Below are 19,334 nucleotides of genomic sequence, written 5' to 3' on the forward strand. Positions count from 1 at the left end.
TCCATAATTATACTTCTAATTTACTATAAACTTCATGCCATGTATCTCTAATCTGTTCTACTATTGGCAATATCTCATCAATTATTTTAATCTCCTTATTTACATCAGCTCTTATTAATTCAGCTTTTATAAACTCATAAACCTTATACATATCTTTTGCCCATTGTCCTGCATTTTGGTCTAATGTAGTCATTAATTCTGTAAATATATTTTGAACTCTCACAAGTTCACTATGTGCTTTCAAATAATCCTTATTTAAAAGTGCTACTCTTGATATATTAGTATATTCTACTGTAGCATCTACAAGCATTAATAGTAGTTCTTCTTTTGATAACTCATTTAGTTTATCTAAATTTAAATTCATTATTTATACCTACTTCTTTCTTCTTTGCTTTTTTTATCAGCTTCATGCCATGTATCTTTAATTTGCTCTATTACAGGTAACACATTATCTATTATCTGAATGTCTTTTCTAATATTGGCTCTTGAAAGTTCATATCTTACAAAATCATAAACTTTGTACATATCTTTTGCCCATTGTCCTGCATTTTGGTCCAATGTAACCATTAATTCTGTAAATATATCCTGTACTCTTATAAGCTCTCTATGTGCTCTTTGTGTATTTTTATCTACAATAGCTCCTCTGGCTATTTTTGTATATTTTACTGCCCCATCAACAAGCATAAGCAACAATTGTTCCTTTGATGCCATAAAAACAGCATTTTGCTTATAAGAACTATAAGGGTTTTCTCCATACATATATTACTTCCTCCAAGAATTTTATTTTAATGATTTTAAAATTTTTATATTTTTATTTGTAGCCTTTATATTTTCACTCTTTACTTTCTCATATATTTCTTTTCTTAGTATATTTATATTGTTAGGAGCTGATATGGCTAGTTTGACATTATTTCCATCTACTCCTACAACTTTGACCTCTATGTTCTCTCCTATAAGTACTGCTTCATCTTTTTTCCTTGAAATGACTAGCATCCACCATCACCTCTCAGTAATGGATGCCTTATTGAATATTTCTCATCCTGTAAAATTATTTGCATTCCAAAATTATTTCTTACATTTATTACTATAGGAGCTTTCATGTTCACAGTTGATTCTTCAAGCGTCTGTCCAAGAGTGATTATGTTCAATAACATAATATCATTTGGAGATTTCACTTCTAGTTTTTCAATTGTATCCTGATTTAGGACTATCTCATATTCTTTAATAATTTCAAATGGGGATACAACAATAAATCCGATACAATCTTCCTTGGTAGAATTAAACTCTTTTAAAATATCATTATCTTCTATATCTAAAAGCTTGTATTCTCTTAAATTTTCAAATCCTAGTATCCCTTTTTTTAATGTAACCTTCATCATATCTGCGTTATTTTACTATATGTAATCTAATATAGATACATTAAATAACTTTCCTCCTGTTTGTAGTGAAGCTTGATAAGTTAATTCTGCTGCCTTTAATTGAACAAGTTTTTCTCCATAATCTATTTCTTCATTTTGTGACAGAATATCCTTTAACTGTATCAAACTATCATTATTTTTTTCCTTCATAGCCTCTACTGTATTTGCTTTTGTACCATATATAGACCTAACATTCACTGTATTTTCTATTAGTTGTTCCATGTCACCTAAACAAGTTGTTGTCAGCTCTTTTATAGCATCCGCATCTGGATTTGCTAATTTTTTTGATATATTATTTAACTCTTTAAAGGGGTCAGCCTGTGTTGGGTCAAATCCAAGACTACTCAATTTAACGTTATAATCTACACTTATCCCTTGAGCTATATCCATACTCAAAGAGTCATTTAATTTATTAAGATTTAGACTAGAATTAAACTTTAAACTCACTGAACCGTCAGCATTATCTATACATTCAACAGGTGGTACACCTGTATTTGAGCCTGAAAATATGTACTTTCCTTCATGTGTTGCATTTAAAGCATTTGCAATTTCTTTCATTTTTTCATTAGTTTCATTACTAAGAGTCTTTAGTTCATCATCTGAATATGCACCATCACCACTTGCCACCAAAGTTTTCTTTATATCTGATAATAGTTTTCCAAGCTGATCTAATGCGGTATCAGTAGTTTCTAACCAATCTCCTGTATCTTTACAATTCTCAACATAAGTCTCCATAGTTTTTATTTCACTTTTTGAGTTCAATATTTTTATTGCTTTATATGGATTATCGGATAGTTTGTTTATTTCTTTTGTTGTATTAACTTGTCTATTAACCTTATCTAATCTTTGTAGATTATCTTGTAGCGAGTTTAGATAACTGCTAGACATCATACCTGTACTAACTCTCATTATAAATTCCCCCTTCTATTAAATTATTCCATTTATTACAACATCCAATAGTTGCACAGCCGTGGACATAACTTTTGCACTGGCTTGATATGAACGTTGTACTTTTATAAGCTCTGTCATTTCTTCATCTAAGGATACTCCTGAAACACTCATTCGAGAGCTATCAATATTATTTATAATTTTACGTTGATTCACTTCATCTTGATTTACTTTTTTAGAATCTAAACCTACTGATTCTGCAAAAGCTTTATAGTGGTCACTTATTGTACTTACTTTTCCACCAACTACCCCAATATCTATTTTTTCATCCTTTAATTTAGCAATCTTTGAAGCCTCATCAGCAGTAAGCTTTAATTCATTTGGATTACTCTTTATAGCTGGATTTACCTTTATGATATCTTCACCAGCTACATTTGAAGTTACAAAAAAATCTCTTACTGTTATTCCAGCAGATGTATTATAAACATCATTTATCTGTTTAGCTAATCCATCAGATACATCTTTTAAATCGCTTTTATATGTATCAATCTTACCATGCATTTCAAACAGCCCTTGTAAAGTTCCTGATACACCTGTTTTCCAAGTTCCATCTGGATTTTTTAATTCATTAAGTTCTAATTTACCATCTGCAAGCATATTTTTAACATCACCATTTTCAAGGTCTAATTTAAAACTTAAGTCATCTAATATTCTATCTCTTTCATCAAGTAAATCATTTGGAGTAGAACCTGAGCCAGATATAACATCAATAGATTTATTCAAATCTTCAAGACTTTTTAACATATCATTTATCTGTTTTATTTCAGAGTTTATATTATCATCTATATCTCCTTTTAACTTATCAAGCTTCTTATAACTTTCACTTATTAAAGTTGCTAAATTTGATGCATTTTCTACCACGAGACTTTTTTTACTGTCACTATTTATATCTTTTGCTAATGATTCCCATCCTTTAAAAAAGTCATCTATACCTGCAGATATTCCATAATCCGATGGTTCATTTATTATAGTTTCTATAGTATTATAATAGTCATACTTTGAAACTGTCTTACCATATTTATGGGCTTCTGCTCTAAATTGATAATCATAAAAACTATTTCTAGCTCTTGTTACATCTGTTACATGTACACCTGTACCTAATTGACCTCTCCCAATTGCATTGTTCAAGCTAGGCATATACATAGGGCTATTTGTGGCAAATTCTGTTCTTTGCCTAGAATAACCTTCCGTATCTAGATTACTTATATTATGAGAAATCGTCTGTATTGCTTTTTGATGTGCATTCATTCCTGAATTGGCTGTATTTAAAATGGAAAATAATCCTGCCATATTTTTCCTCCTAATATCTATTTTCTAATATTTCCATAAGAATTATAAGTTGTAGTTTGTTTGTCCATTGGTTTTATAAAATTAATCATCTTTTTTGTAAAGATAAGTTCTTTCTTTATTAGAGAATCATTTGACTCTTGTTGATTTTTAGCCAAAGCAATAATGTTCTTTAAATCTGTATATATTTCTTTTAGATATTCATCATTACTATTTTCAACAACTTCACTCATTGAAATATCTTCATTAAAAAGTTGTCTTCTCTTTATCTCTATAGATGCAAGTTCCCTACTAATATCTTCTAATTTAGGATTTAACCTATTTAAATTTTCTATATCTTTTGCAACTATATAGTCAAATTGCTCTTTTAATAATTCCATCATATTACTAAGTATCTTTTTTTCTTCATATATTATAACTTTTAAGTCTGTAATCATGACTTTATCCTCGCATATCCTCTATCATTTTTTTCGCAATTTCTTCTGGTTTTATTTTGTAAGTTCCATTTTCCAATGCATTTTTTATTTCATCGATTTTTTTATTTCTAATAGTCTCATCACTCATATTTGATACACTTGCCATTTCCTTTGCAAATTTAGATAGCTCTATCTTGTCTGTTTTACTAGTTTTTTGAACTTCTTCCACTTTTTTTACACCTGATGTATTCTTTAAATAATTATTTATTACAATATTTGAACTTACATTTTTAATATCCATATTTTCACCTCCAAAATTACATACTTATAATTTAGTTATCGCTCAAAAAATAAAAACATTTATATGATTCAAACATATTTTAAATTTTTTATAAAAATATCCCCTTAGCTAAACTCATACAGAACAGCTTAAAGGGATACTATTTAAAATGCTAATTTATATCTGAATCTTCTATTTTAGATAATCTTACAGATAATTTCTCATTTGTAATAATGCTTTCTCCATAAGCAAACAATCTATCATTTGCATATATATCTAATTTTTCATCCACATTCTTATTTAGTTTTATTATAGAACCTTCTTTTAATTCTAATATATTTTTTATTGTTTCTGTTGTATTTCCTATAGAAACAGCTACATTTACTTTTGCATTAAAAACATTTTGATTTTCTTCTATAACGCCAGTCTTTTCTTCTATTAGTTGCCCAAAATTCAATTCATATATATCCTCTTTTTTGCTATTCATAAAACTTTTCTCCTTGTATAACCTTATCTATACATATCTATCAACAAGCCTTGTATCATATCAACAGTAGAAACAATATCTATGTTTTCTTTTTCTTCACTAAGTAATTTACTAGTCATATCCTCAAGTTTATCATCAACAATCTTTACATTCTTATAGTATTGATGCTCCCAAAAACTGCTATTTTTATCAAGTGAATACATATTATCTACAACAGATTTTAGGTATTCTTTTACTGCATTTTTGTATATACTAATATCACCATAGTTTTGAGTAAGTACAAGCCTTTCCCCCGCCTTTTTTACACTTTCCAGATTTCGTTTTATATCTTCCATTGAAGAAGATTGTTTTACAGAGTTTAAGTTATCAGAAAATTTATTATTCTCTTTTAGTTTTTTAACCTCTATATTTCTACTTGGACTTATGTTTAGCTTATCTATATTTATACCCATAATAAAGCCTACCCTCTATAATATTTCATAACCTTAGGAATATAATTTTGTGTTTCTTTTGGCATTTTATACAGGTCAGAAATTGATTCTACCCCTCTGCTTTTCATCCTTCCAGGACCACCATTATATGCCATCAATCCCATTTCTATGCTCCCTCCAAACATATCAATGTATTCCTTAATGTGTCTAGTTCCAGCATCTATATTCTGTTCTATATTAAAAGGGTCTGTAACACCCAAATCTTTGCAATTTTCCGGCATAAGTTGCATAAGACCCTTCGCACCAGCAGAAGATACAGTATTTGGATTAAAATCTGATTCAACTTTAATTATTGCTTTTATAAGGTTCGCATCCACATTATATTTTTTTGATGCTTGCTCTACAGCACTTTCAATTCTTGACTTTAAATTTTTATCTTTTGTATCAACATCTATAAACCTACTAGATGTATTATTTACTGCATTATCAAGCTCGTTAAATAAATTTTCAGAATTAGACAATAAATTATATCCATTAGAAGTCTGTTGATTATTTTGTGACAATGCTTTTAACAATGTCATCATAACCATGTCAAATCCAGATGAATTATTATATGTACAGTTACACTGATTTGTAGTGTTGCTACCAGATAATTGAGTTAATGCCAATATATTAATTAATGAACTTATCTCATTCAATATAAAACTCCCCTTTCTAAATTTTATAAACTTCAAAATTAAACTGATAGAACAGATTTCCACCAATATTCATGCTCTATATACCATTTAACTGTTTCTTTTATACCTGAATCAAAATCATATTTTGCCTTCCAACCTAACTCATTCTCTATTTTAGATGGGTCGATAGCATATCTTAAGTCATGACCAGGTCTATCATTTACATAGGATATTAAATCCTCAGATTTACCTAAAATATTTAATATAGTTTTTACTACTTCTATATTACTTCTTTCATTATGACCACCTATATTATAAACCTCACCAATTTTTCCTTTATGTATTATTAAATCTACAGCAGTACAATGGTCGTATACATGTAACCAGTCTCTTATATTTTCTCCATTTCCATACACTGGCAATTGTTTGTCTTCAAAAGCATTTAAAATCATAAGCGGTATCAATTTTTCAGGAAAATGATATGGCCCATAATTATTTGAACATCTAGATATAGTTGTTGGAAGTCCATATGTCCTATAGTAAGAGTTAACCAATAAATCTGCTGCTGTTTTAGACGCTGAATAAGGGGAACTTGGATTAATAGCTGATTTCTCTGTAAAGAATAAATCCCTTCTATCAATTGGTAAATCACCATAGACTTCATCTGTAGAAACCTGATGATATCTTTTTATCCCATATTTTCTACATGCATCTAAAAGTACTTGTGTTCCTATAATATTTGTTTGTATAAATAATTGTGGATTTTCAACTGACCTATCTACATGAGATTCTGCCGCAAAGTTAACAACTATATCAAACTTTTCCTCTTCAAATAATTTATAGACATGCTCTCTATCTGAAATATCTCCTCTAACAAATTTATAATTGGGCTTATCTTGTACTTCTTTTAATGTTTCCAAATTACCAGCATAAGTCAATAAATCTAGATTAACAATAGAATAATTTAGATACTTATTAAGCATATAATGTACAAAATTACTTCCAATAAATCCTGCTCCTCCAGTTATCAGTATTTTTTTCATATTTTTCTCCTAAATATTAATTCTAATAAATTTTATTAACGTTCTATACAGATATCTTTAAAACTTTTTTGTTTTTTGTCCTTTACTGATAAGAATATTTCTTCAATTCCTTCTAAAGGCCAATCAATCGATACTTGCTTATCATTCCACATAAAACCACTCTCAAATTCTGGATAATAATAATTTGTACACTTATAACTAAATACAGCTTTTTCTGATAAAACTAAAAATCCATGTGCAAATCCTTCTGGAATATAAAATTGCTTTTTATTTTTATCAGACAGTATTACTCCTTCCCACTCTCCAAATGTTTGTGAATCTTTCCTTAAGTCAACTGCAACATCGAAAACTTCTCCCTCTGTAACTCTAACTAATTTTCCTTGAGGATATCTATTTTGAAAATGCATTCCCCTTAATACGCCTTTCCTTGAGCTAGATTCATTATCTTGAACAAAACACATATCAAGTCCAAACTCCATAAAATCTTTTTTATTATAACTCTCAAAAAAATATCCTCTATTATCATAAAACACATTTGGTTCGACTATATATAGCCCTTCTATTTTTGTCTTTATAAAATTGAATTTTACCATTACAATAAACTCCTTTATTGAAATAAAATTTATGATAAATTTTATTTCATATTACATATCTTCATTGGCTAGTTTTAATAGATACTGGCCATACTCAGTTTTTATCAGTGGTCTAGCTAGTTCAATTAACTTCTCTCTACTTATATATCCCTTTGTATATGCAATCTCTTCTAAACATGCTATATACAATCCCTGTCTTGTCTGAACTACTTCAACATAATTAGAAGCATCTAATAGCCCCTTATGTGTACCAGTATCCAACCAAGCCATACCTCTTCCTAAAAGTTCTACTTTTAGTTTTCCTCGTTTTAGATATTCATTATTTATTGAAGTTATTTCTAGTTCCCCTCTATCTGATGGTTCAACAATCTTTGCTATTTCTACAACATCATTGTCATAAAAGTATAACCCTGGTATAGCATAATTAGATTTAGGTATTTTAGGTTTTTCTTCTATTGATAAAACATTAAACTCTTCATCAAATTCCACAACACCAAAAGCATTTGGATTACTAACATGATATCCGAATATGGTTGCTCCAGTTCTTTTAACTGCATTCTCTAATCTTTCGCTAAATCCATACCCATAAAATATGTTATCACCTAATACAAGAGAAACACTATCACTTCCTATAAATTCTTCTCCTATTATAAATGCTTCTGCAATCCCATTTGGTTTTTCCTGAATTGCATATGCTATTTTAAGTCCCAATGAACTTCCATCTCCAAATAGTTCCTCAAAAGCTATTATATCTCTTGGTGTAGATATTATAAGTATTTCTTGTATCCCTGCCAACATAAGAACTGACATTGGATAATATATCATTGGCTTATCATATATTGGAAGTGTTTGTTTTGATATACATTTTGTTATAGGATATAGTCTTGTTCCAGACCCTCCTGCTAAAATAATTCCTTTCATATTTATTCCATCCTTAAATTTACTTTGTCATATAATGATTATCGGATAAATAAAAGAAATATTTATATTTTACGTAATATCTTATTTTATTTTTTATAAATAGAATATTTACCTTCTAATGATATCATATTCTTTTAAATACTCTTCTATAGACTCTTCCCATTTTCTAAATGAATTTAATCCAATTAATTTCAGCATAAAATTATCAAGTACAGAATATTGTGGTCTTTGAGTTTTACTCTTAAAATCTTTACTTTTAATTGGATTTACTTTTATATCTATATTTTTTAACTCAAATATCTTTTTAGCAAAATCATACCAACTACACTCACCTTCACATGTGGCATGATAAACTCCATAATTCTCTGTTTCCATAATATTTATTATAACCTTTGCTAAGTCTACTGTACTTGTTGGACTCCCAAACTGGTCATCAACGACATTAACTTCTTTATTTTGTTTAGAAAATTTTATCATAGTCTTTACAAAATTATTTCCATCACCATATAGCCATGCTGTTCTCAATATAAAGTACTTATGTGAGAATTGTTCCACAAATTTTTCTCCCATAAGTTTACTTTTTCCATAAATAGAATTAGGTTCAGTTTTATTATCTTCTTTATATGGATATTTAGAAATACCATTAAATACATAATCAGTTGATATGTGGACAAGTTTAGCATTCACTTTTTTTGATGCTATTGCTAAATTCCTAGCTCCTAAAGAATTTATTTTATATGAAGTTTCTATATTGTCTTCACATGCATCGACCTTTGTATATGCTGCACAGTTTATAATTACATCAGGTTTATTATATGTTATAAAGCTATCTACATTAGCTTGATTAGATATATCTAAATCATCTCTTGTTGTAGGTAATATATCATATTTTACTTGTTTTATACTTTGATTAATTGATTCTAATTGATTGACCAATTCTCTCCCTAATTGACCATTAGATCCTGTTATTAATATTTTCATTGATTGTTTTTACCCTCCAATAAATATTCAATTCCTCTTAATAATTAATTATAACATAGCTTATATTTTGACTTAGGTAGAATATATATTATTTTTATATAAATAAAAAAAGAGATGTAACATTAAATGATTATCATCACATTATTACATCCCTTTAAATCTAAATATATAAAATATATTGTAATTACCAATTAATTACCAGAATCCTATCTAAAATACTTAACTCCAGATTCAAATATCTTTTGATCTTTCTCACCTATGATATTCTTAAATACTTCCTCACCAATTCTCTCAGAATGTCCCATTTTACCAAACACTCTACCATCAGCACTAGTTATACCTTCAACAGCATAGAATGAACCATTTGGATTAAATTCAATATCATAAGTAGCTTCATTATTAAAATTAACATATTGAGTTGCTACTTGTCCATTAGCAATTAATTCTCTCATAACATCTTCACTAGCAACAAATTTACCTTCTCCATGAGAAATAGCTATATTGTGAATATCTTCAACATTAGTTTGAGCTAGCCAAGGAGATTTATTAGATGAAATTCTAGTTCTAGCAATCTTAGCTTGATGACGTCCAATATTATTGTAAGTAAGTGTTGGTGCACTTTCACTTGGAACTCTTATTTCTCCATATGGAACTAAACCTAACTTAATTAATACTTGGAATCCATTACAGATACCTAACATCAAACCATCTTTTTGAGTTAAAAACTCATTTATAGCTTCTTGAACTCTAGGGTTTCTAAATACAGTAGCTATAAATTTACCAGAACCATCTGGCTCATCACCAGCACTAAATCCTCCTGGTAACATTATTATTTGAGAAGATTTTATTTCATTCACTATTGTATCTATAGAATCTTCTATGTCTTTATAAGTTAAATTCTTAAATACTCTTATATTTGCATTAGCCCCTGCTCTTTCAAATGCTCTTGCAGAGTCATATTCACAGTTTGTTCCAGGGAATGCTGGTATAAATACTCTTGGAGTAGCTATACTTAATGATGATTTTTTAGCCTCTCCTTGTGATATATAGCTTATAGTCTCTATTTTTGACTTTACTTCTTCTGTTTTAGTTGGGAATATAGGCTCTAAAGTACTACAATGTGCTTTATATAATTCATCTAATGAAAGTTCTTCACCTTTAATGAATATACTAGCATCTTTAACTGTACTTCCAAGCACTATGTAATTATATCCATCTAACATGCTTAAATCATCATTTGCTAATTCAAGTACTATATCTCCATAACTAGCTTCAAATAATTTATCATCTGTATATACTTTTTCAGCTTCTTCATTAAACTTAAATCCTATTTTGTTACCAAAAGCCATTTTACTTATTGCTTCACCTACACCTGCAAATCCCAATGCATATGTTGATAAAACTTTATTTTCATGTATAAGTTCTCTTACTTTATCTAAGTTTTTCTTTAGTTCTTCAAAGTCTATAACATTATTTTCTGCTTTATTTACACATAACATTACTACTTTTGAATCTGCTTTTTTAAATTCTGGAGATACTACTTTTCTAGCATCTACTGTATCAACAGCAAATGAAACTAATGTTGGTGGAACTTCAATATCTTTAAATGTACCAGACATACTGTCTTTTCCACCTATAGCAGGTATTTCAAACTTACTTTGTGCATAAAATGCTCCTAAAAGTGCTGAGAATGGTTTGCCCCATTTTTCTGGATTGTTACCAAGTTTTTCAAAGTACTCTTGGAATGTAAGTCTTGTTGTACTGTAATTTCCTCCAATAGCAACTAATTTACATACAGATTCTACTACTGCATATAAAGCTCCATGGAATGGACTCCATTTCCCTACTTTTGGATTATATCCATAAGTCATTATTGTAGAAGTATTAGTTTCTCCACCAAGAACTGGTATCTTAGCAACCATACCTTGAGTTGGAGTAGCTTGATACTTTCCACCAAATGGCATAAGTACTGTATTTCCACCAATTGTATTATCAAACATCTCTACTAATCCTTTTTGAGAACAAACATTAAGGTCAGATAATACTTTTGTAAATTTGTCTTTCATACTTGCACACTTAACATCTTTTACTATTTCATTAGAGCTAAAGAATGTGTTTTCTTCATCTACTTTAGTAACATGGACATCAGTAGTTTGTTTCACTCCATTTGTATCTAAAAACTCTCTATTTATATCTACAATTGCTTTTCCATTCCAGAACATTCTTAAATATCCTGTGTCAGTTACTGTAGCTACATGTGTAGCTTCTAAGTTTTCTTCTACTGCTAATTGTATAAATTTATCTTTATTTTCTTTTTTTATAGCTACTGCCATACGCTCTTGTGATTCTGAAATTGAAAGTTCAGTTCCATCAAGCCCATCGTATTTTTTAGGCACTAAATCTAAGTTTATATCTAAACTATCAGCAATCTCACCTATAGCAACACAAACTCCTCCTGCTCCAAAGTCATTACATCTTTTTATCATTTGAGCAACTTCTTTATTTCTAAAGAATCTTTGTATTTTTCTTTCGTTAGGAGCATCACCTTTTTGGACTTCTGCACTACAAGTTAATATTGATTCTTCACTATGTTCTTTAGATGAACCAGTTGCACCTCCACAGCCATCTCTTCCTGTTTTTCCGCCAAGAAGAACTATTACATCTCCTGCTTCAGGTCTTTCTCTTACTACATTTTCTTTTGGTGCTGCTGCTATAACTGCACCTATTTCCATTCTTTTTGCAACAAAGTTTTCGTCATATACTTCTGCAACTTGTCCAGTTGTAAGACCTATTTGGTTCCCATATGAACTATATCCATGAGCTGCTTCTGTAGTTATTTTTCTTTGCATAAGCTTTCCAGGTAAAGTGTCCTCTAAAGTTGTTCTTGGGTCAGCACTTCCTGTAACACGCATTGCTTGATAAACATAACTTCTTCCTGATAATGGGTCTCTTATAGCTCCACCTAAACAAGTAGCTGCTCCACCAAACGGCTCTATTTCAGTTGGATGGTTATGAGTTTCATTTTTAAACATTACTAAATATTTTTCCATCTTTCCATCAACTTCAACATCCACATTTATACTACATGCATTTATTTCTTCACTTTCATCTAGGTCATTTAACTTACCATTTTTCTTTAATTCTTTTACTGCAACTGTAGCTATATCCATTAAGCATATATCTTTATGTCTATTAACATATACATTGTCTCTTGAGTTAAGATACATTTGATACGCTTCTTTTACTATATCATTAAATTTACCATCTTCTATTTTCACATTTTCTATTTCAGTCATAAAAGTAGTGTGTCTACAATGATCAGACCAATAAGTATCTAGAACTTTTATTTCTGTTATAGTTGGGTTTCTCTTTTCTGTATCTTTGAAATATTTTTGAACATGTTGTAAGTCTCCTAAAGTCATTGCTAATCCTTTGTCACTTACAAATGATTTTAATCCGTCTTCATTTAAATCTATAAATCCATCTAATATTTCAACTGCTGTTGGTATCTCAGTTTCCATTTTTAATGTTTCTGGTTTTTCTAAAGATGCTTCTCTACTATCCACTGGATTTATGCAGTAATCCTTTATTTTGCTAAATTCTTCATCAGTTATTTTACCTGATAATATATAAACCTTTGCTGTATTAATAGCAGGTCTTATACCTTGATTTACTATTTGGACACATTGAGCTGCCCAGTCACCCCTTTGGTCATATTGACCAGGTAGGAACTCTATTGCAAATACTCTTTCTCCATTTAATTCTGGTATTTCCTCATAGTATACTACATCTAGATTTGGCTCAGAAAAGATTGTCTTTGCTGCATTTTCATAAACATCTTCTGATATTCCTTCTACATCATATCTATTTAATATTCTTAAATCTTCTATACTACTTATGTGCAAGCTTTCCACTAAATCCTTTTTTAAAGCTTTAGCCTCAAGGTCAAAACCTTCTCTTTTTTCAACTAGTACTCTTCTAACCATTGAGTCTTTATTTCCAGTATTCAACATACCTTATCCTCCATTTTAGAAAAATTATCTACCTATGTCTGTTCTATAGTGCATTCCTTCAAAGTTTATTTTTTTTATATTTTCATAAACTTTTTCTGCTGCATCTTTAACTGTAGCTGATTTTGTAGTTATACCAATTACTCTTCCCCCATTAGTAACTAAATTGCCGTCAAGCATCTTAGTACCACTGTGGAATACTACTATATCATCATCTAAATTTTCAAGACCAGTTATAACTTTTCCTTTTTCATAACTGTCTGGATACCCACCTGATGTAAGCATAACACATACAGCTTCATCATCACTATAATTTATTTCTATGTCTTTTAACTTATTATCAAGTATAGCTTCCATTATTTCATGTAAATCTGTTTCTAATCTAAATAAAACAGATTGTGTTTCAGGGTCTCCAAATCTTACATTATATTCAAGTACTTTCTCTCCATCATCAGTTATCATAAGACCAACAAATAAAATACCTTTAAAGTTAAGTCCATCTTTTTTGAATCCTTCTAATGTTTTTTCTAGTACTGTTTCTTTTACTTTATTTGCTAATTCTTCTGTATAGATTTCACTAGGTGAAAAAGTTCCCATTCCACCTGTATTCGGTCCTTGTTCATAATTGTTTACCTTTTTATGGTCTTTTGCACTTGCCATAGGAACTATTGTATTATTGTCTACAAATGCCAAGATAGAAGTTTCTATACCTTTTAAAAATTCTTCAATTACTATTTTATCTCCAGCAGTTCCAAATTTCTTATCTGACATCATTTCTTTTAAAGTTGCTATAGCATCTTCTCTATTTTCAGGTATTACAACACCTTTTCCAGCAGCTAATCCGTCCGCTTTTATTACTACTGGATACCCAAAGCTATCTATTTCTGATATAGCTTCTTCTAAGTTTGTATATTCTTTATATTTTGCAGTAGGTATGTTATGCTTTATCATAAAATCTTTTGAAAAAGCTTTACTTCCTTCAAGTTGAGCACATTTTTTATTAGGTCCAAATACTCTTAAACCTTCTTTTTCAAATTCATCTACTATTCCCATAACTAGTGGTACTTCTGGACCTACTATTGTTAGACCTATTTTGTTATTCTTGGCAAATTTTAAAAGCCCTTCTACATCAGTATCACCTATATTTACACATTCTGCTACATTTGCGATTCCTGCATTACCTGGCGCACAATAAACTTTTTCTACATTTTTTTCATTGCTTAATTTCCAGCATATAGCATGTTCTCTTCCGCCACCGCCTACAACCAATATCTTCATAATATCCTCCTTAGTGTTTGAAGTGTCTTATTCCTGTAAATACCATAACCATATCATACTTATCACAAGCTTCTATTGAATCTTTATCTTTTATAGAACCACCTGGCTGAACTACTGCTGATATTCCATATTCATGAGCTAATGTTACACAATCATCAAATGGGAAAAATGCATCTGATGCTAAAACAGCTCCTGTAAAATCTTTATCTTTATTATTTTCAAGAGCATTTTTTAATGCCCAAATTCTTGATGTTTGTCCACAACCTAGAGCTAGAGTTTGACCATTTTTTACTATTGCAATTGCATTTGACTTCATATTTTTTACCACTCTCATACCAAATTCCATGTCTTTAAGTTGCTCATCTGTTGGTTTTGCTTTTGTTACATTTTCACTTTTTTCTGCTAATGTATTGTTTCTATCTTGTATCAATAATTTTCCATCTAAGTATTTCATTTCATATGGTTGTAAACTATTTTCTATCTTAGCTAATTTTAAGATTCTTAGATTTTTCTTTTGTTTAAGTATCTCTAATGCTTCTGGTTCAAAATCGTATGCTACTACTATTTCTAAGAATATTTCATTTAATTTCTCTGCTGTAGCTTTGTCTACAGTAGAAGTTATTCCTACTATTCCACCAAAGATTGATACTTTATCTGCTTCATAACATTTTGTATATGCTTCAAAAGCATCTTTTCCTAATCCTACACCACATGAATTAGCATGTTTTATAGCTACTGAAACTACTTCTTCACTGTCTTTAAATTCTCTCATAACTTCTAAGCAACCATGTAAATCATTTAAGTTGTTGAAAGAAAGTTCTTTACCACCTAGTTGTTCATAATTTAAGATTGGATTTTTTGCATTTGATTGTGAATATAAGAAACCATTTTGATGTGGATTTTCTCCATATCTTAAAGTTTGTTCTTTTTGGAAAGTTAAATTTAATATGTCAGGATATGTATCTCCTACTTCTCCAGCAAAATAGCTAGATATTAAAGCATCATATCTTCCTGTAGTTGAGAAAGCTTTATATGATAATTTTTTTCTATCTTCTAATGTCATTGTCTCTGTTTTTAATTTTTCTATTATAGAATCATAATCTTTTATATCTACTACTACTATTACATCTTTATAGTTTTTAGCAGCAGAACGTATCATAGATGGTCCACCGATATCTATATTTTCTATCATTTCATCGTGGCTTTTTCCAGCTTTTAAAGTTCCTTCAAAATCATATAGATTTACAGCTACTAAATCTATTGAATGTATTTTATGTTCATTCACAGTTTCTACATGAGATTCTTTGTCTCTTTTATAAAGTATTCCACCATGTATATATGGATTTAATGTTTTTACTCTTCCATCCAATATTTCTGGGAAGTTTGTAACATCTTCAACTTGCATTACATTAACTCCATTTTCTTTTAATGTCTTAAAAGTATTTCCTGTAGATATAATTTCATAGTCTAACTTATTTAATTCTTTAGCAAATTCAACTACACCTGTTTTGTCAGTTACACTTATTAAAGCTCTCTTACTCATTTATAAACACTCTCCTACCTTGAAGTTTTAATTTATTTTCACAAAAAAGACTTAAACTCTCTTCCAAAATCCTATGTTCAACTTCTAACACTCTTTTTGCAAGTGTTTTTGCATCATCATCTTGATTTACCTTAACTACATCTTGCATTATTATTGGTCCAGTATCAGCACCTTCATCCACAAAATGAACTGTAGCACCAGTTACTTTAGCCCCATAATCTATTACTCCCTGATGGACTCTTTCTCCATAGAATCCAGCCCCACAAAATGAAGGAATTAATGATGGATGTATGTTTATCATTTTGTTTCTAAACTCATTAACCAGCTTTGGGCTGATTATTTTTAAATAACCAGCCAAAACTACTAAATCTATTTTATTTTCTTTAAGAATTTCTATTATCTTGTCTTCATTAGTTTCACAAATTGCCTTTATGTTATGATTTTTAGCTCTCTCTAAACCATAAGCATCTTGCTTACTTGAGATAACTACTTTAACCTGACCTTTTATTTTTCCAGACTCAGTACCATCTATAACTGCTTGTAAATTTGTTCCTCCACCAGATATCAAAACTCCTATATTTAGCATAATTCTACACCTTCATGACTATCTACTACTTCACCAATTATATATGCTTTATCTTCTAATAATTCACTATACTTTTTATCTACATAAGCAGCATTGTCATTTTCTCTATTATTTATAAAGTTTACAACATCGTTGGCATTTTCTTTATCTACTATTAAAACTAGTCCAATACCCATATTAAAACTCTTATGAAGTTCTCTCTCATCTACAGCATTAAAACCTTCTATCATTTTGAATATAGGAGGTTTCTCCCAAGATTTCTTATTGATATCTAATCCTAATCCTTTAGGTATAACTCTTGTTATATTTTCTATAAGCCCTCCACCAGTTATGTGAGCTATAGCTTTTATATCATGTTTAGCTAATACATCTAAAGCTAACTTAACATATATTTTAGTTGGTGTTAAAAGTGCTTCCCCAACTGTCATTCCTAGTTCTTCTACATATTGTTCCATCTTATAATCATAAGTTTCTAAGAATATCTTTCTTATAAAAGAAAATCCATTACTGTGTACTCCACTTGAAGATATACCAACTAATACATCTCCTGATTTAACATCATTTCCAGAAACAATCTTTTCTTTGTCAGCTATACCTACAGAGAATCCTGCTAAATCATAATCATCATCTCCATACATTCCAGGCATTTCAGCAGTTTCTCCACCAATTAGTGCACAACCAGACATCTTACAGCCATCTGCTATTCCACCAACTACTTTTTCTATATGCTCAGGAACTAATTTTCCAAGAGCTATATAATCAAGGAAGAATAATGGCTTAGCACCTTGACATATTAAATCATTTACACACATTGCAACTAAATCTATTCCAACAGTATCATGCTTGTCCATCATTTGAGCTATTTTTAACTTAGTCCCAACACCATCTGTAGATGCAAGCAAAACTGGCTCTTTCATTCCCACAAAATCTTTTAAACTGTATAATCCACTAAAGTTTCCTAAATCTCCAACTACATTTCCATCATAAGTTCCTTTAATTTTACCTTTTATAAGGTCTACTGCTCTATTTCCTTCATCTATATCTACACCTGATTCTTTATATGTTAACATGAAAGTAGTTCCTCCTTATCAATTTTTTTAACTGGGTATTCTCCATCAAAACAAGCTTTACAGAAAGTAGACTTATGTTCTGCTGCATCTAACATTCCTTCTATATCTAGGAATTTTAAACTATCACATCCAATATATTCTCTCATTTCTTCTACGTTGTTACTTGATGCAATTAACTTAGAGCGATTTGGAGTATCTATTCCATAATAACAAGAGTAAGCTACTGGAGGAGATGTTATTCTAAGATGAATTTCTTTTGCTCCTGCTTCTCTTAAAGATTTTACTAACTGTTTAGATGTAGTTCCTCTTACTATTGAATCATCTACTAAAATTATAGATTTTCCTTTTATTACTGTTGAAAGAGGATTTAATTTTATTTTTACAGCTATTTCTCTTTCCTCTTGTGTAGGTTTTATAAATGTTCTTCCTACATATCTATTTTTAACTAGACCTTCACTTATTTTTAATCCACTAGCATTTGCATAACCAATAGCTCCTGGCCAACCTGAATCAGGAACTGGAACTACTACATCTGCTTTTACATTTTCATCTTGAGCTAATCTTTCCCCACATTTAATTCTGAACTCATATGCATTTACATTATCTATAGTTGCATCATTTCTTGCAAAGTATATGTGTTCAAATATACAACTTTTCTTAACTGGTTTATAATTTTCTGAATAAAAATATGATTTTAATTCACCATCTTTAACTACTATTATTTCTCCTGGCTCTACATCTCTTATAACTTCTCCGCCAAGTATGTCTATTGCACAATTTTCTGATGCAAATATATATTCATCGCCCTTTTTACCAAGTACAAGAGGTCTGAATCCATGTGGATCTCTAACTGCAACCAATTCATCTTGACTCATTATTACAAGGGCATATGCACCTTTGATATAGTCCATTGTTACTTTTAAACTTTCTACTATATCACCTTTGTAATATCTTGCAAGTATATATAAAATTACTTCTGTATCTGAATTAGTTTGGAACATATATCCATCTTCTTCTAGCATATCTTTTAAATAATTTGCATTTACTAGATTTCCATTATGAGCTATAGCTAATTGTCTTTTTCTGCAACTTCCAACTAAAGGCTGACAGTTAGAAACATGACTTCCTCCAGCTGTTGAATATCTAACATGTCCAATACCTATATTTCCTTTTAACTTAGATAATTCACTTTCCTTAAAAACATCTCCAACTAATCCCATATCTTTTTTGTACTTAATTTCTCCATCATCTAAAAGAGCTAAACCACAGCTTTCCTGCCCTCTGTGTTGCATAGAATATAAAGAATAATATAGTTCTTTAGTTACATCTTTATTAGAGTAAATCCCTAAAACTCCACACATACAT

Annotated in this window: 21 protein-coding genes; all 21 read right to left on the bottom strand. The window is 29.8% G+C overall.

The genetic code is table 11. From position 1 onward, the window contains the following. Positions 1–7 precede the first annotated feature (7 nt). The 21 genes from fliS (IC214_RS17605) to purF all read right to left on the bottom strand — a co-directional run bounded on the left by fliS (IC214_RS17605) (position 8) and on the right by purF (position 19,330). Entirely contained in the window at positions 8–364 is a 357-nt protein-coding gene (gene fliS / locus IC214_RS17605) for a flagellar export chaperone FliS (protein WP_227434653.1), read from the bottom strand. Further along, positions 364–759: a flagellar export chaperone FliS gene (gene fliS / locus IC214_RS17610; RefSeq protein WP_227434652.1), complete on the bottom strand. Its 396-nt coding sequence runs from the start codon at positions 757–759 to the stop codon at positions 364–366. The genes fliS (IC214_RS17605) and fliS (IC214_RS17610) overlap by 1 nt, the downstream gene beginning before the upstream one ends. Before the next feature lie 21 nt (positions 760–780). Beyond that, complete coding sequence (gene csrA, locus IC214_RS17615; RefSeq protein WP_095892764.1) at positions 781–993, bottom strand: carbon storage regulator CsrA; 213 nt, start codon at positions 991–993, stop codon at positions 781–783. After that, the gene (gene fliW, locus IC214_RS17620) at positions 987–1,379 is read right to left on the bottom strand and encodes a flagellar assembly protein FliW (protein WP_227434651.1); all 393 of its coding nucleotides are present in this window, start codon (positions 1,377–1,379) and stop codon (positions 987–989) included. The genes csrA and fliW overlap by 7 nt, the downstream gene beginning before the upstream one ends. 15 nt (positions 1,380–1,394) lie before the next feature. Further along, complete coding sequence (gene flgL / locus IC214_RS17625) at positions 1,395–2,327, bottom strand: flagellar hook-associated protein FlgL (RefSeq protein WP_227434650.1); 933 nt, start codon at positions 2,325–2,327, stop codon at positions 1,395–1,397. Positions 2,328–2,345: 18 nt separating this feature from the next. Then, positions 2,346–3,656: a flagellar hook-associated protein FlgK gene (flgK, locus tag IC214_RS17630; protein ID WP_227434649.1), complete on the bottom strand. Its 1,311-nt coding sequence runs from the start codon at positions 3,654–3,656 to the stop codon at positions 2,346–2,348. A 17-nt stretch (positions 3,657–3,673) separates the two neighbouring features. Continuing rightward, a complete protein-coding gene (locus IC214_RS17635) occupies positions 3,674–4,090 on the bottom strand; it encodes a flagellar protein FlgN (protein WP_227434648.1) in 417 nt (138 codons plus the stop codon). Between the two features lie 4 nt (positions 4,091–4,094). After that, on the bottom strand, positions 4,095–4,370 hold the full coding sequence (gene flgM / locus IC214_RS17640; protein ID WP_227434647.1) for a flagellar biosynthesis anti-sigma factor FlgM: 276 nt from the start codon (positions 4,368–4,370) through the stop codon (positions 4,095–4,097). Between the two features lie 151 nt (positions 4,371–4,521). Beyond that, positions 4,522–4,836: a FliM/FliN family flagellar motor switch protein gene (locus IC214_RS17645; protein ID WP_227434646.1), complete on the bottom strand. Its 315-nt coding sequence runs from the start codon at positions 4,834–4,836 to the stop codon at positions 4,522–4,524. Between the two features lie 23 nt (positions 4,837–4,859). Then, positions 4,860–5,288: a YaaR family protein gene (locus tag IC214_RS17650; RefSeq protein WP_227434645.1), complete on the bottom strand. Its 429-nt coding sequence runs from the start codon at positions 5,286–5,288 to the stop codon at positions 4,860–4,862. An 8-nt stretch (positions 5,289–5,296) separates the two neighbouring features. After that, positions 5,297–5,965 carry a lytic transglycosylase domain-containing protein gene (locus tag IC214_RS17655; RefSeq protein ID WP_227434644.1) on the bottom strand — a complete coding sequence of 223 codons (669 nt, stop codon included), beginning with the start codon at positions 5,963–5,965 and terminating at the stop codon, positions 5,297–5,299. Positions 5,966–6,003: 38 nt separating this feature from the next. Then, on the bottom strand, positions 6,004–6,987 hold the full coding sequence (gene rfbB, locus IC214_RS17660; protein ID WP_227824845.1) for a dTDP-glucose 4,6-dehydratase: 984 nt from the start codon (positions 6,985–6,987) through the stop codon (positions 6,004–6,006). A 35-nt stretch (positions 6,988–7,022) separates the two neighbouring features. Next, positions 7,023–7,580 carry a dTDP-4-dehydrorhamnose 3,5-epimerase gene (gene rfbC, locus IC214_RS17665; protein ID WP_227434642.1) on the bottom strand — a complete coding sequence of 186 codons (558 nt, stop codon included), beginning with the start codon at positions 7,578–7,580 and terminating at the stop codon, positions 7,023–7,025. A 51-nt stretch (positions 7,581–7,631) separates the two neighbouring features. Beyond that, positions 7,632–8,501, bottom strand: coding sequence for a glucose-1-phosphate thymidylyltransferase RfbA (rfbA, locus tag IC214_RS17670; protein ID WP_227434641.1), 870 nt, complete (start codon positions 8,499–8,501; stop codon positions 7,632–7,634). Positions 8,502–8,609: 108 nt separating this feature from the next. Next, positions 8,610–9,482: a dTDP-4-dehydrorhamnose reductase gene (gene rfbD / locus IC214_RS17675; RefSeq protein WP_227434640.1), complete on the bottom strand. Its 873-nt coding sequence runs from the start codon at positions 9,480–9,482 to the stop codon at positions 8,610–8,612. 206 nt (positions 9,483–9,688) lie between these two features. Continuing rightward, positions 9,689–13,495, bottom strand: coding sequence for a phosphoribosylformylglycinamidine synthase (locus tag IC214_RS17680; RefSeq protein ID WP_227863104.1), 3,807 nt, complete (start codon positions 13,493–13,495; stop codon positions 9,689–9,691). A gap of 24 nt (positions 13,496–13,519) precedes the next feature. Next, positions 13,520–14,770 (bottom strand): phosphoribosylamine--glycine ligase, encoded by a 1,251-nt coding sequence (purD, locus tag IC214_RS17685; protein ID WP_227831429.1) that lies wholly within the window; start codon positions 14,768–14,770, stop codon positions 13,520–13,522. A gap of 10 nt (positions 14,771–14,780) precedes the next feature. Continuing rightward, on the bottom strand, positions 14,781–16,313 hold the full coding sequence (gene purH / locus IC214_RS17690) for a bifunctional phosphoribosylaminoimidazolecarboxamide formyltransferase/IMP cyclohydrolase (RefSeq protein WP_227863103.1): 1,533 nt from the start codon (positions 16,311–16,313) through the stop codon (positions 14,781–14,783). Beyond that, positions 16,306–16,899, bottom strand: coding sequence for a phosphoribosylglycinamide formyltransferase (gene purN / locus IC214_RS17695; protein WP_227434636.1), 594 nt, complete (start codon positions 16,897–16,899; stop codon positions 16,306–16,308). Before purN ends, purH begins: the two co-directional genes overlap by 8 nt. Further along, entirely contained in the window at positions 16,893–17,969 is a 1,077-nt protein-coding gene (gene purM, locus IC214_RS17700) for a phosphoribosylformylglycinamidine cyclo-ligase (protein ID WP_227434635.1), read from the bottom strand. The genes purN and purM overlap by 7 nt, the downstream gene beginning before the upstream one ends. After that, on the bottom strand, positions 17,963–19,330 hold the full coding sequence (gene purF, locus IC214_RS17705) for an amidophosphoribosyltransferase (RefSeq protein WP_227434634.1): 1,368 nt from the start codon (positions 19,328–19,330) through the stop codon (positions 17,963–17,965). Before purF ends, purM begins: the two co-directional genes overlap by 7 nt. Between the last annotated feature and the right edge of the window lie 4 nt (positions 19,331–19,334).

The organism is Clostridioides sp. ES-S-0190-01 (assembly GCF_020658275.1).
GTDB lineage: Bacteria > Bacillota > Clostridia > Peptostreptococcales > Peptostreptococcaceae > Clostridioides.